General features: G+C 40.6%; 17 protein-coding genes. 9 read left to right on the top strand and 8 right to left on the bottom strand.

All coding sequences use genetic code 11. The features are described 5' to 3' along the window. Positions 1 to 99: 99 nt before the first annotated feature. Both B9T33_RS10695 and B9T33_RS10690 read left to right on the top strand, forming a co-directional pair. Positions 100 to 1,323: an MFS transporter gene (locus B9T33_RS10695; RefSeq protein ID WP_086178886.1), complete on the top strand. Its 1,224-nt coding sequence runs from the start codon at positions 100 to 102 to the stop codon at positions 1,321 to 1,323. A gap of 248 nt (positions 1,324 to 1,571) precedes the next feature. After that, on the top strand, positions 1,572 to 3,686 hold the full coding sequence (locus B9T33_RS10690; RefSeq protein WP_086178885.1) for a 3'-5' exonuclease: 2,115 nt from the start codon (positions 1,572 to 1,574) through the stop codon (positions 3,684 to 3,686). A gap of 115 nt (positions 3,687 to 3,801) precedes the next feature. On the opposite strand, the gene dhaK is transcribed toward B9T33_RS10690, so the two are convergent. After that, entirely contained in the window at positions 3,802 to 5,532 is a 1,731-nt protein-coding gene (gene dhaK / locus B9T33_RS10685; RefSeq protein WP_086178884.1) for a dihydroxyacetone kinase subunit DhaK, read from the bottom strand. A 283-nt stretch (positions 5,533 to 5,815) separates the two neighbouring features. Between dhaK and B9T33_RS10680 the strand changes: the two genes are divergently transcribed. Then, positions 5,816 to 5,926 carry a DUF559 domain-containing protein gene (locus tag B9T33_RS10680; RefSeq protein ID WP_416202594.1) on the top strand — a complete coding sequence of 37 codons (111 nt, stop codon included), beginning with the start codon at positions 5,816 to 5,818 and terminating at the stop codon, positions 5,924 to 5,926. A gap of 22 nt (positions 5,927 to 5,948) precedes the next feature. Here B9T33_RS10680 and B9T33_RS10675 read toward each other — a convergent pair whose 3' ends face one another. Further along, the gene (locus tag B9T33_RS10675) at positions 5,949 to 7,277 is read right to left on the bottom strand and encodes a hypothetical protein (RefSeq protein ID WP_086178883.1); all 1,329 of its coding nucleotides are present in this window, start codon (positions 7,275 to 7,277) and stop codon (positions 5,949 to 5,951) included. 226 nt (positions 7,278 to 7,503) lie between these two features. After that, entirely contained in the window at positions 7,504 to 11,193 is a 3,690-nt protein-coding gene (metH, locus tag B9T33_RS10670) for a methionine synthase (protein WP_086178882.1), read from the bottom strand. Between the two features lie 466 nt (positions 11,194 to 11,659). On the opposite strand from metH, the gene B9T33_RS10665 reads away from it, so the two are divergent. Further along, positions 11,660 to 13,276, top strand: a complete 1,617-nt coding sequence (locus tag B9T33_RS10665; RefSeq protein ID WP_086178881.1) for an inorganic phosphate transporter — start codon at positions 11,660 to 11,662, stop codon at positions 13,274 to 13,276. A 123-nt stretch (positions 13,277 to 13,399) separates the two neighbouring features. On the opposite strand, the gene B9T33_RS10660 is transcribed toward B9T33_RS10665, so the two are convergent. After that, positions 13,400 to 14,944, bottom strand: a complete 1,545-nt coding sequence (locus B9T33_RS10660) for a hypothetical protein (protein WP_086178880.1) — start codon at positions 14,942 to 14,944, stop codon at positions 13,400 to 13,402. Between the two features lie 404 nt (positions 14,945 to 15,348). After that, a complete protein-coding gene (locus tag B9T33_RS10650) occupies positions 15,349 to 15,966 on the bottom strand; it encodes a rhomboid family intramembrane serine protease (RefSeq protein WP_086178878.1) in 618 nt (205 codons plus the stop codon). 158 nt (positions 15,967 to 16,124) lie between these two features. On the opposite strand from B9T33_RS10650, the gene nfuA reads away from it, so the two are divergent. Continuing rightward, the gene (gene nfuA / locus B9T33_RS10645; RefSeq protein ID WP_086178877.1) at positions 16,125 to 16,763 is read left to right on the top strand and encodes a Fe-S biogenesis protein NfuA; all 639 of its coding nucleotides are present in this window, start codon (positions 16,125 to 16,127) and stop codon (positions 16,761 to 16,763) included. A gap of 576 nt (positions 16,764 to 17,339) precedes the next feature. Next, positions 17,340 to 19,535, top strand: a complete 2,196-nt coding sequence (locus B9T33_RS10640; protein ID WP_086178876.1) for a TonB-dependent siderophore receptor — start codon at positions 17,340 to 17,342, stop codon at positions 19,533 to 19,535. A 58-nt stretch (positions 19,536 to 19,593) separates the two neighbouring features. On the opposite strand, the gene B9T33_RS10635 is transcribed toward B9T33_RS10640, so the two are convergent. After that, on the bottom strand, positions 19,594 to 20,601 hold the full coding sequence (locus B9T33_RS10635) for a hypothetical protein (RefSeq protein WP_086178875.1): 1,008 nt from the start codon (positions 20,599 to 20,601) through the stop codon (positions 19,594 to 19,596). Positions 20,602 to 20,648: 47 nt separating this feature from the next. Then, positions 20,649 to 21,698: an alpha/beta fold hydrolase gene (locus B9T33_RS10630; protein ID WP_086178874.1), complete on the bottom strand. Its 1,050-nt coding sequence runs from the start codon at positions 21,696 to 21,698 to the stop codon at positions 20,649 to 20,651. Positions 21,699 to 22,029: 331 nt separating this feature from the next. Between B9T33_RS10630 and B9T33_RS10625 the strand changes: the two genes are divergently transcribed. Beyond that, positions 22,030 to 22,644, top strand: coding sequence for a carbonic anhydrase (locus B9T33_RS10625; protein ID WP_086178873.1), 615 nt, complete (start codon positions 22,030 to 22,032; stop codon positions 22,642 to 22,644). A gap of 70 nt (positions 22,645 to 22,714) precedes the next feature. Here B9T33_RS10625 and B9T33_RS10620 read toward each other — a convergent pair whose 3' ends face one another. Beyond that, positions 22,715 to 23,344 (bottom strand): arylesterase, encoded by a 630-nt coding sequence (locus B9T33_RS10620; protein ID WP_086178872.1) that lies wholly within the window; start codon positions 23,342 to 23,344, stop codon positions 22,715 to 22,717. A gap of 11 nt (positions 23,345 to 23,355) precedes the next feature. Here B9T33_RS10620 and B9T33_RS10615 point away from each other — a divergent pair, with 11 nt between their 5' ends. Next, positions 23,356 to 24,081, top strand: coding sequence for an ABC transporter ATP-binding protein (locus B9T33_RS10615; RefSeq protein ID WP_086178871.1), 726 nt, complete (start codon positions 23,356 to 23,358; stop codon positions 24,079 to 24,081). 9 nt (positions 24,082 to 24,090) lie between these two features. Next, a complete protein-coding gene (locus B9T33_RS10610; protein ID WP_086178916.1) occupies positions 24,091 to 26,571 on the top strand; it encodes an ABC transporter permease in 2,481 nt (826 codons plus the stop codon). The last annotated feature ends 29 nt before the right edge of the window (positions 26,572 to 26,600 follow it).

Raw genomic sequence — 26,600 nt, 5'->3', positions numbered from 1 at the left:
CTCCATCTTGTCACTTATACAATGATTATTGGAAGATAATGGTTTGAGTGACAATTTACAATCACAAACTGATCAATACAGACATGGAGTAAACGGGCAATGAACTCTTCAATACCCGTGAAGAATGAGGCTTGCGCGGCAAGTCCACAGCCACAGGGCATGGTGATTAAAATCGTGGGTGCAGTCGCAGTTGCGCATCTGCTGAATGATTTGATACAGGCGGTTCTACCCGCTATTTACCCGATGCTGAAAGTCAATTTTTCACTGAGTTTTGCAGAAGTTGGCCTGATTTCACTGGTCTATCAACTGACGGCATCATTGCTGCAGCCGTGGATTGGCCTTTATACGGATAAGCATCCTAAGCCATATTTACTCCCAATGGGCATGGCAGTCACATTCAGTGGCATTGTGCTACTGGCTTTTTCGCCGAGTTTCACCGTGCTATTGATTGCATCCGCGCTGATTGGCGTGGGCTCATCAACTTTTCATCCTGAAGCATCACGTGTGGCGCGCATGGCGTCAGGCGGTCGTTTTGGCACTGCGCAATCGACTTTTCAGGTGGGAGGCAATACCGGTTCCGCGATTGGCCCGTTATTGGCGGCCTTGATTATTGTGCCTTTTGGACAGCATGCCGTCGCATGGCTGGTCGTCTTTGCTCTACTGGCAATTTGGGTGTTGTTTGGTGTGAGCCGCTGGAATATTCAACATAGCCTCAGCCAAGCTACATCAAAGGCACAGCAGGTACAAAGCAAGTTGCAGGGCAGTCAGTTGTTTATTGCGTTGGCGACCATTTGCGTACTGATGTTTGCCAAATTTACTTATATCGCCAGCATCAGTAATTATTTTACGTTTTATTTGATGCATAAATTTGATTTAAGCCTGCAAAATGCACAGCTACATTTATTTGCCTTTTTGGCTGCGGTTGCATTGGGCACTTTTGCAGGTGGGCCAATTGGCGATAAAATTGGTCGTAAAGCGGTGATTTGGGTGTCATTTATTGGCATGGCGCCTTTTGCACTGATCATGCCTTATGCTAATTTGTTTTGGACTACGGTGCTGTCGATTATTGTTGGATTAGTCATGTCGTCTGCTTTTGCCGCAATGGTCGTGTATGCACAGGAAGCTGTGCCGGGACGTGTTGGCATGATTGCGGGCCTAATGTTTGGTCTGATGTTTGGTGTTAGTGGTATTGCCGCAGCAGGCTTGGGTTATTTGGCGGATATCAATGGTATTGAATGGGTCTTTGGCGTGTGTTCATTGTTGCCGTTGTTGGGCTTAGTGACGTTCTTCCTACCGAAGACACAGGTGAAGCCTGTAAGCTAATCTAATGACTCGCTGATCTTTTTAGGTAAAATAATGGCGCTGTTTGATCAAATGCATCAGGTAGCGCTTTTTATTGTGCCAATGCTTCGGATGCATTCAACAGCAGTTTGCGTTCAATTCATTTGAATCTAGTAAAAATAAATGTGAATAATTAATTAACATGCAAAGCAAATAGGATGGACTATTTAACATTTTTGATTATAATTTGTCTAATTAATCAAATAATTACGATTTAGAGAATAATCACTGTGGCTGAACTGATTCCCCCAAGCATTCAACAATTAAAATCAGCCAGTAGCGGTGAACGAAAAGTCTATCAGTTGTTGGAGCATGTTTTTCAGGATGAAAATGCCATTATTTGGCATGAACCGAAAGCACTCAACCGTTATACAGATTTTATTGTTTGGTTACCAAAGCATGGCTTGTTGGTCATTGAAGTTAAAGACTGGTCTAAAGACAGATTTGAAACTCTAAATCCTGAAACATTTACTGGGCGTTTTTATAATAAGAACAATGCCAAAAATGTTTCGGTACAAAATCCAGAATTACAGGTGCGTAAATGCATGCTGAATATTCTGAATCAATTCAAAAAGACCGCGGTATTTTTACAGCAAAGCGGACCTTACCAAGGTAATGTTAAATTCCCGATCACAAGTTGTGTAATTTATACCGAGTTAAAACAGCAAGAAGCCAATGAAATTGGCTTGAGTTTTCCCGCGATCAGCTCTGAACATAAAACCATTTATAAAGACGATTTGCGCTTAGTTGCAGAGAATAAAACTTTCAAGCAAAAACTGATTGATGCTTTTAAGGATGTTGCCTTTCCATTTGAAGCCTTGGCTTATGCTGAAGAAAAATTTTTACGCTATATGATTTTTCCTGAAATTCGAGTCAATGAGTTTAAACAGGATGAATTATTTGCCGTAGAACCACAAGAAGTGAAAGCGCTCGATTTATCTCAGGAATCCATTGCAAAAAATATTGGCGATGGGCACCGTATTTTAAAAGGTGTGGCAGGTAGCGGTAAAACACTGGTTTTGGCTTGTCGCGCAAAATATTTAAAGACGATTTATCCAGACTATAAAATTTTAGTGGTGTGCTATAACAATTCACTTTGTAACCACTTAGGACACATGTTTGGTGATGATTTTAATGACAAGATAGAAGTGCTGAACTTTCATAGTGTGGTGAAGAAAATCACCAGTGCAAATCTGTCTATGCTGAAAAATGAGAAACAGACAGACTATAACAGTCGTGTCGGTCAAATTTTATTGGATTATCTGGAGACTAACGGATTATCCGAAACTGAACAATATGATGCCATTTTGATTGATGAAGGTCAGGACTTTGCACAGGAGTGGATTATTGGCCTGTCAAAATTAGTCAAAGCAGAAAGTAATAACATTTTATTCTGCTATGACCCGGCGCAAAATATTTTTAACCGTAAAAAGCCGAGTTGGCGTTCAGTCGGCTTACAGGTGCAAGGTAAAAAACCAGTTGAATTGTATAAATGCTACCGCAACACCAAAGAAATTTTAGATATTGCCAAAGCATTTTTGAATCCGAAGCAATACGAGAGCTTACAGAATAACGATGAATATGACCGTGTTTTAGATCCAGATACAGGGGAGTGTAAAACTGGCGAATATCCAAGTATTTATCATGAAAATGATGTGCGCCATTTAGCGGATTTAATTGCCCGTAAAATTCGACAATTACTGAAGTCGGATGTAGAACCAAGAGACATTGCGGTGTTGCAGGCAAAATCTGCTGAATACGACATTTTCGTTAATGAGCTAAAAGCCAAATTAGAAAATTATGTTCCAGATGTTGAAGCTGAATTGATTTTCAGTAGTACAGAAAAGAAAGCGCTAGATTTGAATAAAAATTCAATCAAAATTATGAATGTAGAATCTTCTAAAGGGCTGGAGTTTCCGCATGTATTCTTTATTGGTTTGGACCATATGCCACGGCTGGGGGAAAATCGAGATCTAGATTCGGAGCGAAAGCTGGCGTATGTGGGCATGACCCGTGCACAGAATAAATTATTCATTTTAGGTTGTGAAAATAAAGGCTTTCTTGCGGATGTAAAAGCGATTTATGAGCAAACGGCAAAGCAACAAGAGCCTGAAGAAAACTCAGTACAGGTCAGCATTGAAAAAGCGGTAGATGAATCAGAGAGTATAGAACCAGAAAGTGATACAGATTCAATGATTGGCCAGAAATGGACGGAAGATGAAGAAGTCCGCTTGATTGATGCCTTCATGGATGAAAAGTTGCCGATTAAGGAAATTGCACTGCGCCATAACCGTAAAATTGGCGGGATTCGTGCAAGGTTACGTAAATTACGTTTGATTGATTAAGAAAATTGAATATCGTAGCAACCATTACTGAAAAGCAGTTATGAAATTATATTTCAAACGATAAAAAAAGCCCTGAACACCGTAAAGTGATCAGGGCTTTTTTAACATTCAAAACTTATTTCAAATGTTCTGCGATATCGCTAAAGATCACAGCTAAACCATGTGCACCAGCATCTGGGTAACCAAGACTGCGGTCGCCTACAGTTCCTGCACGTCCCATACGCGCCACAATCTCTTTGGTATTTTCAGCGCCTTGAACGGTAGCTTTTGCACCTAGCGTGAAGTTTTCTTTAAAAGATTTATCTGTATTGGCAGACCATGAATCTGCGCATGGTACTAAAGCATCAATCAGAGTTTTATCACCGACAACAGCACCGCGACCAAATGAACGTTCACCAGTCACTTGAATACCTTTAACTGCTGCTTGCAGCATGTCTGCAAAATCCGCGGTATTTAAAGCAGTTTTGCCTTTAATCGCTTTGCCTGCAGCGCGGAATGCTGAACCCCAGATTGGGCCAGATGCACCGCCACAATGTTCCATAATGATCATTGAACAGTTCAATAGGAATTCATCCATTTGATCTGCTTGTACCAACTGATGCCATTCGCGTTTTAACTGTTTAAAGCCTTTTGCAACGCTCATGCCGAAATCACCGTCACCTGCATGCGCGTCTAATTCACAAAATGGCACTTCATTTTTAATGATGCATGCGCTCATCACATCAACCACATAACGCATATTTTCAATGGTGAACTGCTCATTAGAAATTTTGGCATGTTCAGGATGCGTTTCTACATCGGTATTAATTGTGCGTTCCGCGTGCGTATTATCTGAGGCAAATTCTATGGGCAAAGCAGGCGAACCGTCCATTTTAAATGCAGGTGTATTGGCTTCTGCATCTAAATAAGTTTTTAGTTCATCATCCAGTGCAAGAAGCGATACCGATGCACCGTTCATGTCGATGCTGGTCATGTAGTTGCCAACAAATGTACGGTAAATTTTAATGCCTTTATTGGCAAGATGCTGGCAGACATCATGGTTAAACACATACAGTTCTTGTAATGGCGTCGTACCAAAACCATTGACCAATACAGCCACTTCTTTCAGGTCTGGACGGTCAAGGAATAGGTCATCGACAATGCGCTGTGCCAATTTTTTAGAGGGCAGAATTTTTTCACGACGAATACCCGGTTCACCGTGAATACCCACGCCGTATTCCATTTCGTCATCGGCCAACGTAAAAGTTGGCGTGCCTTTGGCTGGAACGGTGCAAGAGGTATATGCAAAACCTAAGCTGGTTACGCTGTCAGCCGCTTTTTGTGCCAATTCTTTTACACGTGCAAGTTCGTAGCCTTTAGCTGCCGCAGCACCCGCAATTTTATGCACGAATACTGTACCTGCCACACCACGACGACCCACGGTGTAGAGGCTGTCTTTTACGGCAATATCATCTGCAACTTTTACATAATCCACTTTGATGCCATCGTCAGCCGCAAGGGCTGCGCCATTCTGGAAATTCATCATATCGCCAGAATAGTTTTTTATGATCATCAGCACGCCTTTGTCGGTTGCGACGTGTTGCAATGCTTTATAGATTTGAATTTGTGAAGGGGATGCAAATACGTCGCCACATACAGCAGCATCGAGCATACCTGTACCAACAAAGCCTGCATGTGCTGGTTCATGACCGCTGCCGCCGCCACTGATCAATGCCACGTTTTGGTGTTTTTCTTTACGCGAAATGATCTTATAAGATTGATTAAATGCAAGTTCAGGATGCGCAAGGACAAATCCTTTACACATTTCCACTACGATGTTTTCAGCACCGTTCATGAGTTTTTTCATTGATGCACCAATGGATTAAATAGGGGGAGATTTAAAGTTCATTATTATAAGGAAATTGGAGTGGTGTCTGACATAAAAGTGTAAAAAAGGGCATTTAAAAAGCACATCTCCAAATTAATAGACCTCTCCCTAACCCTCTCCTAAGAGGAGAGGGAACATCCATTATTGAATTCACAATGAATGCTCCCTCTCCCATTGGGAGAGGGCTGGGGTGAGGGAATGAAGATAGAGTCAGCACTATACGCCTGAAGGATTAGAGGCAGATCGAGTTCGTGATGAAGTTTTGGCTCAGCTTGGGCTAAAGGTGCTGAGGTTTGATAATGGAGAGGTGATGAGACAAATTGATGGGGTGGTGGAAGAGGTTTATCGGTATTGTGTGAAGGAATCCCCCTAAATCCCCTTTTGTTAAAGGGAGGTTAGGAGGGATTCTTTATACTGAATGATAGTTCACAAGTGGGTTTTACTGAATGAGTGAATTTTTCATATTGAAATTCAAGTAGCTTATCGTGTGACGTGTCTGAAAAATTTTCCAAGTTATAAATATTATCTATATGGTTGTAGTTTAAACTACCTTGGAGTGAGTTTCTGACTAAGCAATTTATAACTTCAATGTAGATACTTAAGTACTTTGGAATATGATTAAGATCATAGAGAAACAGTTTAACTTTTAATTGCTTCACAGCATCTTCATGGCCTTGAATATAGTAGGTTAATGTAGATGGATTAAAATCGTCATCTAATTTAATTAGTTTAGATCCAAACCAAATTTCATCTCCAATATCAGAATATTTAACTTGGAGTTCGTAGGCACTTAAGAAATTTTCTGCTTGATATACACTCCAGCCGACATCTAAAGGTGTGTCAGATAGTTTATTTCTTTTAGCTTTTCTATGCTTTATGAGTGAAAAAGAATCGATTAATTGTTTGTAGTTTTCTATCTTATGAATCTTAATATGGTGAAACCATTCATCAATCAAATCTTTTTGGGTTCGAAAGTTAATAATGACCAAAAATTTTGTAAGGATTATGAGTTTCCTATCATTCATATGAAGTTGAAGTCGTACAAAAATTTCCTCGTACTTTATATATAAGAGAAAAAACCATAGAAATGGTAAATAGAGTATTGTAAGAATGATAGGTATGAAGAAATCTTGTAATGCTTGATAATTTATAAAGGTTAAGGGGACTTTGAAAGTTTGAATAATAAAATAGATAAAAAATATGAGAAATATCAAAGTTAGTAAAAAGTCACAAAGTTTCTTAACTAATATTTGATCTTTTGTTTGATTAGCAACAGCACTGATGATACTTAAAAGGGTAATAAGTGGAATAAGTACAATTAATTCCAATAGAAAATTAAAGGTATGAAAGTTAATGATAAATTGAAGAACGATGCTTAAGTTTACTGATGATTTTATAGTTTGGATAAAGAAGTTGTGCGAATTTTCTTTGATGGTGCTTAAACTAAACATAGTACCAATTGCAAAAAATACATACCAAAAAAATGTGTTTTTAAGCTGGCTAAAATCCCAGATTTTTATTTGGTATAAGATAAATACACTTAGCAGTACATATGTAGTAATTAATAAAATAGAAGTAATAATTTTAATTTGAAAAAATGCTTTGATAACACCGATAAGAGAATCTCTGAGGTGAGCATTTTTTAAAGAGTAGAATATTAAAGCTATTACAAGTATGGCTCCCCATGTAATTGAGGCTAATTCTCTAGTGTTAAATTGATCCATAATTGAGAAAATTATTTTAATTTTAAGAGTTTATTATAGTTCAATTTACATGATTTTTTAATCCCTCCCAACCTCCCTTTAAAAAAGGGAGGAGCTGTCATGTAATTCATGTGATACGCAAAAGTTCCCCTCTTTGAAAAAGAGGGGTTAGGGTAGATTCAAAAAAAAAGCCCTCAATTGAGGGCTTTTTAGTTCCCCCTTTATTAAAGGGGGCTAGGGGGATTTTTTAAACCACCGAATCATCCAAATTCGGTGCTAACCAACGCTTCGCCTCATCTAAAGTCCAACCTTTACGCTTCGCATAATCCTCAAGCTGATCACCTGCGATTTTACCCACGTTAAAGTATTGGCTTTCAGGGTTTGCATAGTAGAAACCGCTGACTGATGAAGGTGGCCACATTGCAAAACTTGTAGTCAATTGCGTACCAATCTTATCGGTCGAACCTAACCAGTCAAACAATGGCGCTTTTTCAGAGTGCTCAGGGCAAGCAGGGTAGCCCGGTGCAGGACGGATGCCGACATACTTCTCTTTAATCAATTCTTCATTACTTAAAGTTTCAGACGCTTGGTTGCCCCAAAACTCTTTACGGATGCGCTCATGCAAATGCTCCGCAAAAGCTTCGGCAAAACGGTCACCCAAAGATTGCGCCAGAATTGCAGAGTAATCATCGCCTTTGGCTTTGTACTCATTGGCCATTTCTTCTGCACCAAAGATCGATACAGTGAAACCGCCCAAATAATCTTCCGCAACACCTTTAGGCGCAACAAAGTCCGCCAATGACAAGTTTGGTTTGCCAGTCACTTTGTCAGACTGCTGACGAATGTGATGGAAGGTATGCGTAACCGATTGACCATCTTCGCTATACACTTCAACCGAATCCGCTGCTGAACGGTTAGCAGGGTAGATACCAAATACAGCTCGCGCATCAAAGCGTTTGTTGTCGATAATATCTTTCAGCATGGTCTGCGCTTGTTCATACAAGTCTGTTGCTGCTTCGCCGACCACTTCATCTTTGAGAATGGCAGGGAATTTGCCCGCCAAGCTCCAAGAAATAAAGAATGGTGTCCAGTCAAAATACTCAACCAGTGTGTCCAATGGATAATTGGTTAGGGTTTGCGTACCAATAAAGTTTGGCTTCACAGGCGCATTGGCAGCGAAGTCAATTTTCAAGCCATTTTCTACAGATTCAGCATAAGTCAGCTTGGCAGCTTTCGGCTGTTTATTGGCAATACGCTCACGGACTTTTTCATATTCAGCACGTGTATCGGAAACAAACTTCGGCTTCATTTCTTTAGAAAGTAAAGTTGTTGCTACACCTACGGCACGTGAAGCATCAGCAACATAAATTACCGCATCATTTGAATATTGAGGGTCAATTTTCACTGCTGTATGAGCTTTAGATGTTGTAGCACCGCCAATCATCAACGGAACATTAAAGCCTTTGCGCTGCATTTCTTTAGCAACAAACACCATTTCATCCAAAGACGGAGTGATCAAGCCAGAAAGACCGATAATATCGACTTTTTCATCAATGGCTGTTTGTAGGATTTTTTCCGCAGGCACCATCACGCCAAGGTCGATAATGTCATAGCCGTTACAGCCGAGGACTACGCCTACGATGTTCTTACCGATGTCATGGACGTCGCCTTTGACGGTCGCCATCAACACCTTACCTTTAGATTGACCGCCGGATTTTTCAGCTTCAATGTACGGGTTCAGCCAAGCTACAGCTTGTTTCATTACACGTGCGGATTTCACCACTTGCGGTAGGAACATTTTGCCCGAACCAAACAAATCGCCGACCACGTTCATGCCGTCCATGAGCGGGCCTTCAATTACATCGAGTGGACGTTTGGCTTTCAGACGTGCTTCTTCAGTATCTTCATCAATAAAAGCTGTGATGCCTTTTACTAACGCATGTTCAAGACGTTTTTCCACTGGAAGTTCACGCCATTCCAAGTTTTCGACTTGTTTTTGCGCTGCACCTTGACCACGGTATTTTTCAGCAACTTCAAGCAGTTTTTCAGTCGCATCGTGTTGGCTTTCACCTTGGTTTTGGTTCAAGATTACATCTTCAACCGCAGCTTTCAGTTCTGCATCAATATCGTCATAAATTGCCATTTGACCTGCGTTGACGATACCCATGGTCATGCCTTGCTTGATGGCATGGTACAAGAACACCGAGTGAATCGCTTCACGTACAGGTTCGTTACCACGGAATGAGAACGATACGTTCGACACACCGCCTGAAATCATCGCATGTGGTAAGTTTTGCTTAATCCAACCTGTTGCTTCAATGAAATCAACAGCATAGTTATTGTGTTCTTCGATACCCGTTGCAACCGCAAATACGTTCGGGTCAAAGATAATATCTTCAGCAGGGAAGCCCACTTCATTGACCAATACATCATAAGAACGCTTACAAATTTCGCGCTTACGTGCTGCCGTATCTGCCTGACCTTGTTCATCAAATGCCATCACAATCACAGCCGCACCGTACTGACGGCACAAACGTGCTTTGTGGACAAACTCGTCATAACCTTCTTTCAAGGAAATCGAGTTCACCACAGGTTTACCTTGAACGCATTTCAAACCCGCTTCAATGATTTCCCATTTTGACGAGTCAATCATGATTGGCACACGTGAAATTTCAGGCTCAGATGCTACAAGATTCAGGAAGTGCACCATTGCACCTTGTGAATCCAGCATGCCTTCATCCATGTTGATGTCGATGATTTGCGCGCCAGCTTCAACTTGCTGCTGCGCAACATCTAAAGCTTCGGCAAAGTTTTCTTCACGGATGAGGCGTAAGAATTTTTTAGAGCCCGTAACGTTGGTACGCTCACCAACGTTCACAAAAAGTGATTCTTCAGTGATGTTAAAAGGTTCTAAACCACTTAAGCGGCACGCAGGTTTGGTTTCTGGCACTTGACGCGGTTTGATGTCTTTAACTGCATTATAAATGGCACGGATATGATCAGGTGTCGTACCACAGCAGCCGCCAGTGATGTTAATCAGACCACTTTCAGCAAATTCTTTTAAGAAGGCAGCCGTTTCTTCAGGGGTTTCATCATAACCACCGAAGGCATTTGGTAAGCCTGCATTTGGATGGGCGGAAATAAAGGTATCAGCTACATCTGAAATAGTTTTTACGTGCGGGCGCATTGCGTCTGCACCCAAGGCACAGTTAAAACCAATCGACAGTAAATCACCGTGACGCACTGAGTTCCAGAATGCTTCCGCAGTTTGACCTGTTAAGGTACGACCTGAAGCATCGGTAATGGTGCCTGAAATCATCAAAGGCAATTCATAACCAAGCTGATTGAACACTTCTTTAACGGCAAAGATCGCAGCTTTACAGTTCAATGTATCGAAAACAGTTTCGATCAGTAGGATGTCTACACCGCCTTCAATCAGGGCATGCGCAGCTTCAATATAGTTTTCTTTCAGTGCATCAAAAGTAATGTTACGAAACGCTGGGTCATTCACATTCGGTGAAATCGAGCAGGTACGTGATGTCGGCCCAAGTACACCTGCCACAAAACGTGGTTTTTCAGGTGTTGAATATTTTTTGCAGGCTTCTTTGGCAAGACGTGCCGCTTCACGATTAATCTCAGGAACCAAATCTTCCATGTGGTAGTCCGACATAGAAACACGCGTTCCGTTGAACGAGTTGGTTTCGATAATGTCAGCGCCTGCATCAAGGTAGGCTTCATGAATACCTTGAATGATCTGCGGTTGAGTTAACACCAACAGGTCATTGTTGCCTTTGAGGTCAGATGCCCAATCTGCAAAACGCTCACCACGATAGTCAGCTTCTTCGAGTTTATGACGCTGAATCATGGTGCCCATAGCACCATCAATAATCAGAATCCGTTGAGCGAGCAGCTCTTTTAGGGTGGCAAGCGTGGACATAAATAACCCCAATCCGATGGAATATAAAATCGGCAAATATATTAACAGAATTCAATCCAGTTTTATTGATAATCAAGCTGTAACATTGATCGTTAATTATTAGAGTGTTGATAAATTAAACAAAATAATTTGCGAAAGTTTAATCTAAATGTATGGAAAGCTTCACGAATTTGTCATATTGCTCAGGTACGCTTGAAAAATAAGCAAAATGGTAGGCGTTCATGACAATAAATATGACAAGATGAAATATATGTTGAAACATTGGGTTTCAAACTAAAATCAATGCTTTAAAAACGAATAAATATCTGATTTTTTTATGTAAAACAGAGTATTTAAGTAGGTTTTTAGGCGGTGCTGAATACAAATAAAGCATGAAATATTGCTTTATATGACAGCACTTTGTCATATAATTGTCACAATTAAATTGAACAATATGGGGATTCTAAAATCCTCTATTCTTGCCTGCATGAATTCTAAACAAACTCCCGTAGATTCAGCGCACACGTCGAAACACATTTCGACGAATGTTCATGTGCCTACACCGAAGTTCTTTATTCCGGTGTTTCTAACGTTGATCATTTCAACGCTAATCTATATTGGTTTTCAGGTGACTGCCGATTTATCGCATGTTCCGCCTTTAAGCCTGTATTCAATGATTTTGCTAGGCACTGCCTTATTCATCGCTTTAGGCTTTGAATTTGTCAATGGTTTCCATGATACCGCCAATGCGGTAGCAACCGTGATTTATACCAATGCCTTGTCTGCACCTGTTGCGGTGATGTGGGCTGGTTTCTGTAACTTCTTAGGTGTGATGGTTGCAAGTGGTGCGGTTGCTTACGGCATCATTGCTTTGCTCCCAGTTGAATTAATCATGAATGTAGGTTCTGGCGCAGGTTTCGCCATGGTTTTTGCCATGCTGATCGCTGCGATTTTATGGAACCTGGGTACATGGTTCTTGGGCATTCCTGCATCAAGTTCACATACTTTAATTGGTTCGATCCTCGGCGTTGGCATTATGAACTACCTGCTCAATGCAGGTGGTGGTGCCAGTGGCGTGGATATGGAACAAGTGCTTAAAGTTGGTAAGGCTTTATTGTTCTCACCACTGATTGGTTTTGCATTTGCGGCTGTGGTTTTCCTGATTGTGAAAAAAGTGTTTCGTAAACAATTGGAACTTTTTCATCCACCTGAAGGCAATAAACCACCACCGCCACTGATTCGTGCCATTTTGATTTTTACTTGTACTGGCGTAAGTTTCGCGCACGGTTCAAACGATGGTCAAAAAGGTATGGGTCTGATCATGCTGATTCTGATTGGCTGTGTACCTTTGGCTTATTCTTTAAACAAGAATTTAGACAATCAACACATTCAGTCTTTCCATCAATTGTCTGCGCAAACTGCAACTGCAATTTATGCACAGCATGATGATGTTCCAGATGAAAAAGCGCGCGATATTTTAACCAAATACATTCAAACCAAAGAAATGAATGCTGAAGTTGTGCCTGCCTTGGCAAGTATGACGGATCATTTGGGTGAGCGTGTTGGTCAGTATGGTGACCTCAAAGATATTCCTGAACAAGAAGTGTCTTCAATCCGTAATGACATGTATTTAAGTACCACGGCATTTAAACGTCTTGATAAATCTGAGCAACTTCCAGCGATGGCAGAAGCACAGCAAAAGACAGTTAAAGAATACCGTAGTAACTTAGATTCATTCTTACAGTACATCCCAACTTGGGTGAAAGTCGCGGTAGCACTTGCACTAGGTCTTGGTACGATGGTGGGTTGGAAACGTATCGTTGTAACGGTAGGTGAACGTATTGGTAAAAACCACATGACTTATGGTCAAGGGATGTCAGCAGAACTTGTTGCGATGTCAACAATTGCTGCGGCAGATGGTTTCGGTATGCCTGTATCGACCACACACGTACTGAACTCTGCTGTTGCTGGTACCATGGTTGCCAATAAATCAGGTCTAAACTTTAATACCGTGAAAACGATTCTTTCTGCATGGATTTTCACACTGCCAGCAACGATCTGTTTATCGGGCTGTCTATACTGGTTGTTCTTGAAAGTCTTTTAAGATTTTCTCGATATAAAAAAACGCTGCACTGGCAGCGTTTTTTTATGGATGATTCTTTCTTCAAGCACACGATATTTAAGCTTTAGCCCAATGATCGCGGCGAAAGAAATAACAGATCAAGGGTTATTTCTTCAATTTATTCTTAAGTGCTTTGGGTAGCTTTTCAGTCGCAAAACCATACACCGCAGCAAACGGTAATGCTGTACGTGCTAGATACGCTACACGCCATAAACCACCATGATTGGCACCAGACATCATCAACTCTAAAGGATGATCAAGTAGCGTTTCAGGGTTGGCTACTGACTCAGGATTACGCAAATCATGTATCCATAGTGCAGCCATTAAGGCATTGGTGGTTTCAGGATTAAATGATTCAACATCAAATAAACTTGCACCATTAAATGCTGCTTTTAATAACGGATTTTTTGTTACTGAGCGCGTTGTGGTCGATGGTGCAATATTAATGCTGACACGCTGACCATTTTGACGCGCAACTGTTGCACGCCATTGTTGAATGCGTTTAGCCAGTGCATAGTTTGGACCTTGTTCAACCACCAAACAGTCGGCAATACCATAAGTTTTGCCATTATCAGAACGAGTCATTTGATCATTATTTTGTTTAAAGAACAGTTGACCAGAAATAGTGGCAATACTTTTGGTGAGTAGCTTTTGTGCAGGTGCACGATCTTGGAATTTGGATTGGGATGCGCTAATAATTTCTTCAGGCACAGCATAAACATCGGTTGGTGTGCACATAAACATCAGGCTCGTGTCCGCTTTTTGCTGGCTGACATAATCCATAATGCAATCCATCGCCATCGCTACACGGACATGCTTCTCACCATCTAAATAAGCAATTGCAGCTAAATCGAGTTGATGCTCATTTTGCACTAACCATTGGGCAATTTCAGGTGTTTGCGTGAGCAAGTTTGCGCCCAGTTTTTGTTTCAGCTCTTGCGTAGGTGTATCGTCATTGACCGCCGCATTGCATGGTGCATATAAGGTGGCATTGCCTGTTTGAACTGTACTTAAAATACGATCCCACACGTGCTCATTATTTAGGTCAATAGCAACAATATTGGCTTTCCACTTCGCCAACCATGTTAATGGACCAGCTTCTGAAGCAGCACCAAAGAGCACCATGGTGCGATCTGATAAATCAAACCATTCAGGATGAGCCACAGTAGCACGCAGGGCATTGGCATGACTTTCTTCAATAATGCCCGCATCTAACCATTTTTGAATTTGTTGAAGCAGTACTTTGCCTTGTAGTTTTTGGCCGTGGTAGGGCACATACCACTCAGGTGCTGCATTACTTTCACCCTTCAACTTAACCGTATATAGGGACTTTGCAGGAAGGCTCATGATGTCCTTTAATGCAAATTTCTGATTGTCGCGATAAAACTCAAAGACATGGTGAGCTTTATTTAAACCATGTTCAGCAATATTGATTGCTGCATTGGTTGTTTGAATGCCTTGTTCTACCAATGCTTTAAAATATTCAGGATACTTTTTTCGCCAGTTTTTTTCTTGTTTTGCGCGTATAGAGGTTTCGTGATCCACAGAAGCTAAGGCTTCAGCAATAATCTCACGTCCTGTTTTAGAAGTACTTGGTTTTTGATGTGCTGGTGAAATTGGGAACTGAAGCCCTTCAAGTGAACTAGACATGCAAAATATCTCAACTGACAAAGTCATTAATATACAGATGTATACATTATCTATGCCAAATTAAAAACTTGGGTGACATAAAGTGCCAAATTTATATGATTTGTCATGGGCTTCTGTGAACTTTTGTCGCATATACAAGGGAAGTTTAACCAAGCGTGTGGAGAAGCTTTTGCTAAATCTAATTGTTCAAGTTGTTATTTGCGTATGAGGCTTTTCAATGGTGTTTACGCTTAGGAAAGGGTTGGTTGTATTTGAAATATACGGTTTGATGCTAAAAAAATGCTTTTTGCGCAAGGAGAAATTTTGCAACACAGAGATGTTGAACTTCATTGAAGACTCGCTGCAGAATTTTTTGCAAAAAAAGGATTCAAAACTGAATCCTTCTTTAAAACTAAGTTGCTGTTTTAAAAGGGGACATTGAGTAACTTATTTAAGAAATGCGGAATTAATTGAGGTTCAAGAATAATGGTCATAATCACACCATAGGCCGCGCCCCAGAGATGCGCACTATGGTTAATATTGGTATTGCCACGTTTACCAGACCAAATGCTGTAAGCCACGTACAGCACTGCAAAAATAATGGCAGGAACTGGAATAAAGAACACAAAAATCAGTTTCCATGGCTCAAACAAAATATAGGCAAAAAGAACAGCAGAAACCGCGCCTGAAGCACCTAAACTAGCCCAATGGGTATCATGCTTATGTTTTAAATAACTCGGAAGAATCGCAACAATTAAGCCACCCAAATAAAACAGTGCAAAGCCCATGTCGAAAAAGTATTGGCGATAAAAACTTTCAATCACAGAACCAAAGAAAAATAAGGTAATCATGTTGAAGAGTAAATGTGCGCCATCAGCATGAATGAACCCATGCGTAATGAAGCGATCATATTCACCACGTTGTAGTGCTGGCGGCCAAAACAATAAGCGATTCATAACTTTCTGATTTGAAAAGGCAATGAGTGAAATCACTACGGTAATCAGAATAATGGTCACGGTGTGGTTAAACGGTAAACCCAACATAAATGACTATTCTACTTGTTAAAATTTGTCCTCAATAATGCCATTAAAAACAGGTAAAGCGTGAACTTTAAGAATAATTCCGACAATTTTAGTTGATTTTTTTCTAATGCACCGCATCTTAAGTTAAAATGGCGACTTCAGCTTGAGGAAATATTGTAATGTCGACTGAGAACAACAGCACAGCAGTTGCTGAAGAAATTCCAAACCTATTGATTACACCAAATGCTCAAGAGTATTTGAAAGATCTTTTGGAGAAACAAAACACACCGGGTATTGGTGTGCGTGTTTTTGTGGAAAATCCGGGTACGCCACGTGCTGAATGTTGTATGGCTTACAGTGCACCAGAAGAAGTTGTGCCAACTGACTATAAACAAGACTATCCAGATTTCCCTGCATTTATTGACTCACCGTCTATTCCTTATCTTTTAGATGCTGTGATTGATTACAATAAAGACCGTTTCGGTGGTCAGTTAACTTTCCGTGCGCCAAACTCTAAAGTGCCACGTGTTGGACCTGATGCTTCTGTCGAAGAACGTATTACCTACGTATTACAATCTGAAATTAACCCAGGTTTAGCGGGTCACGGTGGTAACTGTGCCTTGGTAGAAGTGGTTGAAGATGCAGATCATGGTTTAACAGCGGTGCTTAAATTCGGTGGTGGTTGCCAAGGTTGTTCTTCAATTGATTTAACCCTGAAACAAGGTGTTGAAACAACATTGAAACAACACGTTCCTGAATTGATGCGTGTCGTTGACCAAACGGATCACAGTAATACTGAAGGTGCTTATTTTAAATAAGTTCAGTGTTGTTATAAAAAGCCGCAATTTTGCGGCTTTTTTATTTTCTAACTGATGTTACTGCATAACATCAGAAACTTAATTTGACTCAAGTAAAAGAACGTTACGCGGTGAGGTCATCCGCAATTGTTTGAGATAGGACTACTTCTGATCAAAAAAGTTTTTGCGATACTTTGAATAATTTGAAGGTAGTGAACGAGTTTTGCGGATGACAATGGTTTTCTTGCGGAGAATTGCTCCTCATTTTGCCGAATGAGAAACAACGTTTCGTAAGAGTACCTCCAGCCGAAGGCTAATCCCTATATTCAATCCCGAGATGTAGGGCTCCGATAAATAGACTTAAAAATTATTTTAAAATTAGAAATTACTTTTACGGACATGATGTTGGTTATCTAACTGAAATAATTAAAATTTTTTAAAATATTTATTTGATTTCTGTAGCGAGATAATAAGGCATATTAAAAACATAAATGAGAATGATTATTAAATTTATTTGCAATATTGTTTGTGTTGGTTACAATGTGCAACACATTATTCTAGATTTCTCCATAACTTAGCCACTTTGGAAAATACCAAATGACCAAGCATATCTTCCGTTCAACACTTACACTTTCAATTTTGTGTGCTATCGCCAGTCTTTCTCACGCAAATGAAACAGAGATTGAAACCACTAATGAATCCGTGACTCAAATGGAAACAATTGTGGTGACTGCAGAACAACAAATTAAGCAATCCTTAGGTGCTTCAAAAATTACTGCAGAAGATCTCGATAAATTGCCAGTGGTGAATGATATTTCAGAATATGTTCGTCGTATGCCAGGGGTGAATCTAACAGGGAACAGTGCAACAGGGCAGCGCGGTAATAATCGTCAAATTGATATTCGAGGCATGGGCCCAGAAAATACCTTGATTTTGATTGATGGTAAGCCTGTTAATTCTCGTAACTCGGTACGTTACGGTTGGCGAGGTGAACGTGATACACGTGGTGACTCAAACTGGGTGCCAGCCGATGCTATCGAATCAATTGAAGTGCTACGTGGTCCAGCGGCAGCACGCTATGGCTCAGGTGCAATGGGTGGTGTGGTCAATATTAAAACCAAAAAAGTGACCAATGAAACACATGGTTCTGTCGAGCTATTTACCAATCAACCTGAGCACTCAAAAGAAGGTTCAACCCATCGTGAAAGCTTTAATTTAAGTGGTCCAATTATTCAGGATAAATTATCTTATCGTTTATATGGAAACTACAATAAGACGGATTCCGATGCGGCGGATATCAATGCGCTCATGGATAATGGCGCACGTATGGCAGGCCGTGAAGGTGTTGAAAATAAAGATGTTGCTGCCCGTTTGGCATGGCAGCTTAATGATCAACAAGTGTTGATGCTTGATGCAGCAGTGGGTCGTCAAGGTAACCGTTTTGCAGGGGACAGCCAAAACAGTGTATTTGACCCAGCAGATCCAAACAAAGCGCCAATACTCTCAGCATTAATTGGGGAAGAAACCAATACAGTATATCGCGACAATTATGCCTTAACCCATGAAGGTAGTTGGGATTGGGGCGATACCAAAGTGATTGCTCAATACGATAAAACCAAAAATAAACGTTTGCCTGAAGGCACAGGTGGAAGTACTGAAGGTCAAATTAATAGCTTAGAAAATAAAGAAACTTCGGTTCTAGAAACAATCCGTTTTAACACGGAAGCAAATATTCCATTTGAATGGTATGCACCGCAAGTTTTAACCTTAGGTGCTGAATGGGTTGAAGATGACTTCAAAGACACCGTGAATACAAAAGCAGGGACGGGTGGTTTTGGGGATGCTTTAACCTCAGGTGATCGTTCACAGATGGATTCTAGAATTGCATCTGCATATTTAGAAAACAATATTAACCTGACGGATACAACTGATTTAGTGCTGGGAGTACGTTATGATAACCACAGTAAATCGGGTGATAACTGGAGTCCAAGTTTAAATATCACGCAAAAAATTGGTGATTATTGGACTTTAAAAGGCGGTATTGCTCAGGCTTATAAAGCACCAAACTTATATCAAAATGCAGAAGGCTATCTGTTAAGTACTAAGGGTAACGGCTGCCCAATCGGTTTAAGCCAATGCTTATTACAAGGGAATGCCGACTTAAAACCTGAAACGTCTGTAAATAAAGAGCTTGGTTTACAGTTTGAAAAAGACATTGTAAATGCAAGTTTCGCATGGTTCCGAAATGATTATAAAAATAAGATCGTTGCTGGCGATACCATGCTTGAACAAATTGTCATTGGTGGCACAACCTACAATGTTTTGCAGTGGATGAATACACCAAAAGCATTAGTTGAAGGGGTTGAAGGCAGTATCTCCTTAGATTGGGGCGATATTACGTGGACAAACAATGTCACGTATATGATTAACTCTGAAGATAAACGTACGGGTAATCCTTTATCGATTATTCCAAATTACACCATCAACTCGATTTTGAACTACAACATCACTGATCGCTTAGATACCAACTTTGTTTACACTCAATATGGCCGTCAAAAACCACGCCAATTTGCAGAAACAAGCCTTGAAAACAAAGATGGCTTAGCTTTAGAAAGTATCAAAAGTTATGGTATTGCAGGTCTAAATATGGGCTATAAGTTCTCTGATGCGATTAGTGCTCGTATTGGTATTAATAACTTGTTTGATGAGCAAAAATTACGTGATAAATCGGTTAACCAAACGTATAACGAACCGGGCCGTGCATACTATGCAAGTCTGAAATATCAGTTCTAAGTTACAATGACTAAATAAAAGCCGCATACAGCGGCTTTTTTTTCTATATTGAAAAAATCTAAGCTTGAATACCCAAAATCTTTAAGGTCTCATCTGAATAATAAAACTGTTCTAAATACTGTCGTGATCGTTCACGCAAATAACCAGAACCAATCATCTGTTGAACAATTGGATTGAGTAGTCCTTGCAGTTCATGTTGAATGAGTGATTCATCAATATTTAAATCGCGCAGCAACAAATCAAAAGGACGCTCCTGATTGCGGATATACCACGCATAAACGCCATCATGGACTTGCTGCTTCATATAGTCCGATTGCCGCATAAAGTCCCATATTTCGTGACCCAAACCTACCGTTTGAGGCAAGTCTTGCACTTCAATATATTTCTTTAAAACCGACACAGGCATTGCTTTGATTTTATGCCATAAATTGGCTTGAAAATGGTAAAGCTTTTCATTGTCAAAATGTTGATTGAGCACCGTTTCGCTCATTTGACTGAGTTTTAAAATATTCTTTTGTAGATATTTACTGATGGCACTGTCTAGATTGGTGTCGGTGACATTTTCTAGAACAGACTTACCCATTTTCATAAAGCGCGATACGCCCGGCACCGATTTAGCAATCACCGAATTATCTAAATAGTCTTGGATTGCATGTTGAATCAATTGGCTGATCATGGCTGAAAAGGCAGGATTATTCACCATAGTGTGAATGAGACGCTGACGATGGTCTTTTTTACTTGCCACATATTGAGCAATTTTGTCGATCGTCAGAACAGGGATAATTTCTGCAATGCTGGTCTGGTCATTCGCAGGATGAATCAAGGCAAATTTAATATGCTCGGCAATTTGCTCAATCAGAAATTGGCTGGCAGAGGTATTTAAAATTTGCTTTTGAATAAGTGCATTAATTTGTTCAAAATCCCAAATTTTCTGTAGTGGTTGCTTGCGGAACCATTGGTAAAACTGGGTAAATTCGGATGCAACAGTTTCAGTTTGCGAAAAGCTGTGATCTAAAAAGTTTAGTTGAGCATCAATGAGCTGCTCAATCATCGGGTTTTTCTGCATACTGTCCCTGATCGCTTTCATGTTGCGATAAAAGTGTAGGCGAATACTCAGTTGAGTTGAATTAACTTATCCGCCAACGGGTTTTTAAACTTCTGACTTTTTGCAAGGAAAGGGAGGTAATGATCCGCGACTTCCTGCTCAGCCTCAAGAATTGGCATATGACCAACATTATTAAGGATGACAGGTGCCTCGGCACGTTTCAATAATGATTTTAATTCACTGGCAACTTCGACGTTAAAAATCTTGTCTTGTTTGCCCCAAAGAATCAGGGTTGGCGCTTCTACTGTACGGGTCAGGCGTGCAAATGTTTCAGGGGTATAGATACGATTAAGCGTCACCACTTGATCAATCATTTTACTGGTTTGTGGCGAACGGGCAATAAGGACATTTTCTTGTGCTTGTTTCAGTGAACGTGGCACATTTGGTGGGTTTTGCATCAGTTTATGCATTACGTCATCTAAGTCGCCCGGTTTAGACACGATCAAATTTTTCAGCAAGTACGGATCACGGGTATAACTGGTATTGGCTTGCTTATATATACCAGCACTATTGACTAAAAATAAGCTTTGCGTATCAAAAGGATATTGTGAGGCATAAACCGTAGCAATCGAGCCGCCCAATGAATGACCTGCAATATTCAATTTGTCTTCAATATCAATTTTAACGACAAATTGGCGTAGTTGCTCCGTTACATTTGGAACTGAAACGTCAAAATCTGCGGGAACACGAGTATCACCATTGGCAGGTAAGTCAGGAATGATCACGTGATAATAGGGAGTAAGAAAATGTGCAACGCCATTCCAATTGTCACGTGTCCCGCCCAAGCCATGAATCAATAAAATGGCAGGTTTATTACGTGAACCACCTTCACTATAGCTCCAAGTAACATTGCCAATTTGGACACTATGTGAAACTAAACCAGCAGCTTTACGTTCTTGATTTAGATAATTTTGTAAAATATTTGAGGTGGCTGAAGTGTTCGCGTTTTTTGTTGGAGGCGTTGGATTTGCTGCAAGCGTATTTACACTTGCAAACAACAAGCAGCTCAGCGCACTCAGTCTTAGTTTTACCCAAACGTTCGAATGACTTCCTTTCATTGACGTTCCCCCAAAAAATATAATGGATACATTTTTATGATCATTTATATGACAATTATCTAAATTAGCCGAAATAGCTAAACTGTATATTTATGAAATATATTGTAAATTAAAATTGACCAATGTCACTCACTCATTGTTTGAACTAGTTTTTGCTGTGACTTAAAAGTGTGAGCCATTACATAAAAAATAATTTTTTTAACAGAATGCTGAATTGCATTTTGTATCAAGGTTAAATTTTAGCTAAAAAAAGAGGGCAATTCTTTTTGCAAGTGACAATCGAATAGACTGGGATTAAAATATTCCAACTTTAGACAAGGGTAATAAGAACATGCTAACTGCAGCAGATGCTTTAGATCGTTTAAAAAAAGGGAATGAGCGTTTTGTAAATGGTCAAACGCAGCACCTTAAGCTTTTAACGCATCAACAACGTGCTGAAATGGCAGAGAACCAAGAGCCATTTGCGATTGTATTGGGCTGTTCAGACTCACGTGTGCCTGCTGAAATGGTTTTCGACCAAGGTTTAGGTGATTTATTCGTGATCCGTGTTGCAGGGAATATTGTTGCACCATCACAAGTTGGTAGCGTAGAGTTTGCTGCTGAAAGTTTTGGTTGTCCTGTTGTGATTGTTTTGGGTCATACCCATTGCGGCGCGATTCATTCAACGATTGAAGCATTGACCAACCCAGCGACACCACCATCTGCAAACCTCATGTCGATTGTGAATCGTGTACGTCCTTCAGTTGAAATTTTGATGCAAACCGAATTGAAAGATGATTTAGAAAAGTTATCAATGCATGCTGTGCGTTCAAATGTATTTGCTTCAGTTAATCAACTTCGACACGGTTCTGCTGTGTTGGAAAATTTAATTGCTCAAGGCAAATTGAAAGTCGTAGGTGCTGAATATTCACTAGAGACAGGTGAAGTAACTTTCTACGATTTCTAATCAAATAAATGAATGATGTATTTAAAAGGCGCTCAAATTTGAGCGCCTTTTTTATCTCACAAAATTTGATTTAAAGACTCGCTTTAATATAAGGATAGGCATTATTTAATAAGATGCCTTGAGCTTTCGCATTCGGGTGAATCAGATCTTTTTGCATCAAGCTTTTTTGACCAGCGACACCTTGCATAAAAAAGGGCAGTAGTTTGATTTTGTATTGCTGGCTGACCACCACATAATTTTTTTCAAATGCAGTGCTATAGGCAGTGCCGTAATTTGGTGGAATTTTCATGCCAAATAAAATGACTTTGGCTTTGGACTGCTGACTTTTTTGTATCAGTTGCGCCAAATTTTTTTGAATCTGAATGGGCGGTTGTCCACGGAGACCATCATTGCCGCCTAACTCAATCACCACAACGTCTGGACGGTGGGTTTGCAATAATTTTGGCAGTCGAGCCAACGCACCACTGGTGGTTTCGCCACTCACACTTGCATTGACCACTTTATGCTGTTTCGGATACTGTTGGTCTAGACGTTTTTGTAGTAAATGTACCCAACCTTGTTGTAGTGAAATACCATAACCTGCACTTAAGCTATCACCGACAATCATGATGGTTTTAGCGGAGAGTAGCATTGGGCTAAGGCACAGAGCAGTACCCAATAAATAACTCAATATACGAATTTTTTGAATGCGATTTTGCATATAAGGAAGTTATGACCCAACTTACGACAGATGTTGACATCATGCCACAGGCGATTATTTCTGCACAGCAATTGACACAAAACATACAACTTCCGCAGAAACAATTATGCATTTTTGAAAACTTAAACCTTGAAATTTTTGCAGGGGAGCAAGTTGCTATTACTGGGCGTTCAGGGTCTGGTAAGTCAACTTTACTTGGTATTTTGGCAACTTTAGATCAGGCCAGCAGTGGGCAATTACATGTTTGTGGTCAAGCGATTCAAAAATTAACAGAAGAACAGCGTGCCAAAGTTCGCCTTGAACATATCGGCTTTGTATTCCAATCTTTTCAACTGTTGCCACATTTAACTGCACTTGAAAATGTCATGTTGCCCTTGCGCTTAGATCCCAACTTTAAAATTAAAGAGGCAGAAGAAAAAGCCTTACTTTTGCTGAAAAAAGTCGGTTTAGAGCAGCAAGCACAGCAAGCACCGAAAGTCTTATCAGGTGGTGAGCAGCAACGTGTTGCCATTGCGCGTGCCTTGGTCACTGAACCCGATATTATTTTTGCAGATGAACCGACAGGTAACCTAGATAGCGTAACTGCGCAAGAAATTGAGCAATTACTATTTCAGTTAAATCGCGAATTGGGCACTACCTTGGTCTTGGTGACCCATGATGTCGATTTGGCGCAGCAATGTCAGCGTCATTTGGAGTTGGTACACGGTCAGCTGATTGAGCATCGAGTAGGAGCATAAAGCATGAATCTGCTGGCACTCTTTCGACCCTTATTACAGCAAAGCTTTAAAACGACGGGCATTTATTTGTTAATGATTGCTTTGACTTTGGCGATCAGTGCAACCACAGCATTAAAATTTAGCAATGTGCAAATTCAAGATGCCGTTGCCTTACAAGCTGCTGAAATGCTGGCAGCAGATTTGGTGTTGACCGATAACGACCCAATTAGCGATGAATGGAAACAACAAGCAACGGCGCAGCAGCTCAAACAGTCCAACGTGACGATGTTTAGTAGCATGGCACATACCGACCAACAGTTTGTTATGGTCAATGTCAAAGCTGTCGATGCCGAATTTCCGTTAAGAGGAGAATTGAGCACTGAACCACAGTTGAATAGAGCGATTCAAAAGGGTGAAGTTTGGTTAAGTCAGCGCGCGATGGAATTGTTGCATGTACATCTTGGCGATACGGTGCATATTGCCGATGCGGCATTTAAATTCACGGCAAAAATTAGCCATGACTCAAATCAAGAACTCGGTTTTGGTGGCTTTTCACCCACCATTATGATTGCACAACAAGAAGTTGCACGAACCAATGCGATACAAGTCGGGAGTCGTATTGAATATCGCTTATTGATGTCGGGAGCACCTGAGAAAACAAAAGACTTTGAAAAGCGATTTAAACAGAAATTTGGCATAGCCGATGAGCCAAATGCAGAGCCGTCTGAAGGTAGTACGCAAACGACATTAAAATTAAGAAATGCCAGTGAAGGCAATACTCGCTTAATGAAACCGATTGCAAATTTAGAGACCTTTTTGCAATTGGCAAATATTTTGACCATTTTACTGTGCGGGATTGCCATCGCTCTCACCAGTCAACGCTATGTACAGCAAAATCAGGATGCGATTGCCCTCATGCGCTGTATTGGCGCAACCAAACAGCAAATTTTAACGGCCTATATGGGCTTGTTGGCAGTTGTATTGTCGATATCAATCTTGCTCGGTAGCGTGCTCGGCTTAGGTTTAGGATATGGCTTATTACAGTTAATGTTGCAACTCATTCCTAACTTACAATTGCAATTTTCTGCTATATCAATGTTGCTTGGCACTTTGCCAATGGCGATCTTGACCAGTGCCATTGTCCTTTTAGGTTTTGTCTTTCCAAGTTTATGGCAACTCCTGAAAACCCCACCTGCACGTGTAATACGACAGCAAGAACGTTCCGCTCGCTCTATGCTCGGCATGTTGCTTGCTGGCACTCTAAGTCTCATTGTTTTTTGTGCGTTACTCACAGAGAATCTGAAACTGACGCTGTGGGTCATGGGCGCGATTATTGTGCTCTGCGTGATTTTGTATTTGGCGGTTTGGTTGCTGCTCAGAGTTATTAAGGGCCTTGGTGCTAAAATTTCGATATATGTTCGAACACCGTATCAAACGGCATTTCAAATCACTGCTTTGGCGTTGGGTTTAAGTTTAGTAACTGTTCTTGCGGTATTACGAACGGATCTCCTAGAACGCTGGCAGCAACAGCTACCTGAAGGTACGCCAAATCAATTTGTTTATGGATTACCACCGTTTGAACTGAATGATTTCAACCGACAGCTAGAGCAACATGGTTGGCAGGGCACACCGATGTATCCCAATATTCGTGGACGTTTGGTGGCTAAAAATGATCAGCCCTTTGCAGAAGCGCTGATCAAAAGTAATAACAGTCTAAGACGCGAACTCAATCTGACACAGGCGGCGACCTTCCCCAAAGACAATCAAATATTACAAGGCGCTAAAGCTTTTCAGCAGGTCAATGAAGTTTCAGTTGAAGCCAAAACTGCGCAAGAGCTTGGCATTCAAATTGGTGATCGCTTGACCTTTAGCCTACCTGAAGGCGTGCTAGAAGCTAAAGTCATCAATTTGCGTAGTGTGGAATGGGAGAGCTTTAGCCCCAACTTTTTCTTTATTTTTTCACCCCATAGTATAGATGAAAATGCGGGCAGCTATTTAGGCAGTTTCTATGTGCCTGAAGCAGATAAAGGCGCATTGATAGAGCTCATTCAACAATTTTCCAATACGGTCTTTATTGATGTCAGCTTAATTTTGGATGAAATTAAACGCATCGTATCGGTGTTGATTCAGATCGTGAGTCTTTTGGCGCTGTTGGTGAGCATTTCAGGTATTTTGGTCTTAATCGCCTGCTTAAACCTATTAATGGATGAACGCAAAAAAGAAGTGGCACTGTTACGCTCTTTTGGTAGCTCGAAGCGAAAACTCAAGTCGATGCTGACCACTGAAATTGGATTTATTGGTTTGATTTCTGGCGTTGTGGCGTGTTTATTTGCTGAAGTAATCAGTGCGATTGCGAGTTATAAAATGGAGCTGGCTGTTCAACCCCATTGGGAAATTTGGTTAATCTTACCGTTACTAATGACGCTGCTTTGTGCATTGATTGGACGTTATCGTTTGAGCTACCTGTGTGATATCCCACCGCTGGAAAGTCTAAGAGAATTGAATAGTTAAATCGAAAAAAGAGCGCAGTTTTGCGCTCT

The sequence above is a fragment of the Acinetobacter sp. ANC 5054 genome (genome assembly GCF_002135295.1).
Taxonomy (GTDB): domain Bacteria; phylum Pseudomonadota; class Gammaproteobacteria; order Pseudomonadales; family Moraxellaceae; genus Acinetobacter.
This window is presented reverse-complemented; position numbering and strand designations above follow the sequence as displayed.

Coding starts and splice junctions, on each gene's coding strand:
- B9T33_RS10695 (WP_086178886.1), top strand. CDS start 100: ATGAACTCTTCAATACCCGTGAAGAATGAGGCTTGCGCGGCAAGTCCA.
- dhaK (WP_086178884.1), bottom strand. CDS start 5,532: ATGAAAAAACTCATGAACGGTGCTGAAAACATCGTAGTGGAAATGTGT.
- B9T33_RS10675 (WP_086178883.1), bottom strand. CDS start 7,277: ATGGATCAATTTAACACTAGAGAATTAGCCTCAATTACATGGGGAGCC.
- metH (WP_086178882.1), bottom strand. CDS start 11,193: ATGTCCACGCTTGCCACCCTAAAAGAGCTGCTCGCTCAACGGATTCTG.
- B9T33_RS10665 (WP_086178881.1), top strand. CDS start 11,660: ATGAATTCTAAACAAACTCCCGTAGATTCAGCGCACACGTCGAAACAC.
- B9T33_RS10660 (WP_086178880.1), bottom strand. CDS start 14,944: ATGTCTAGTTCACTTGAAGGGCTTCAGTTCCCAATTTCACCAGCACAT.
- B9T33_RS10650 (WP_086178878.1), bottom strand. CDS start 15,966: ATGTTGGGTTTACCGTTTAACCACACCGTGACCATTATTCTGATTACC.
- nfuA (WP_086178877.1), top strand. CDS start 16,125: ATGTCGACTGAGAACAACAGCACAGCAGTTGCTGAAGAAATTCCAAAC.
- B9T33_RS10640 (WP_086178876.1), top strand. CDS start 17,340: ATGACCAAGCATATCTTCCGTTCAACACTTACACTTTCAATTTTGTGT.
- B9T33_RS10635 (WP_086178875.1), bottom strand. CDS start 20,601: ATGCAGAAAAACCCGATGATTGAGCAGCTCATTGATGCTCAACTAAAC.
- B9T33_RS10630 (WP_086178874.1), bottom strand. CDS start 21,698: ATGAAAGGAAGTCATTCGAACGTTTGGGTAAAACTAAGACTGAGTGCG.
- B9T33_RS10625 (WP_086178873.1), top strand. CDS start 22,030: ATGCTAACTGCAGCAGATGCTTTAGATCGTTTAAAAAAAGGGAATGAG.
- B9T33_RS10620 (WP_086178872.1), bottom strand. CDS start 23,344: ATGCAAAATCGCATTCAAAAAATTCGTATATTGAGTTATTTATTGGGT.
- B9T33_RS10615 (WP_086178871.1), top strand. CDS start 23,356: ATGACCCAACTTACGACAGATGTTGACATCATGCCACAGGCGATTATT.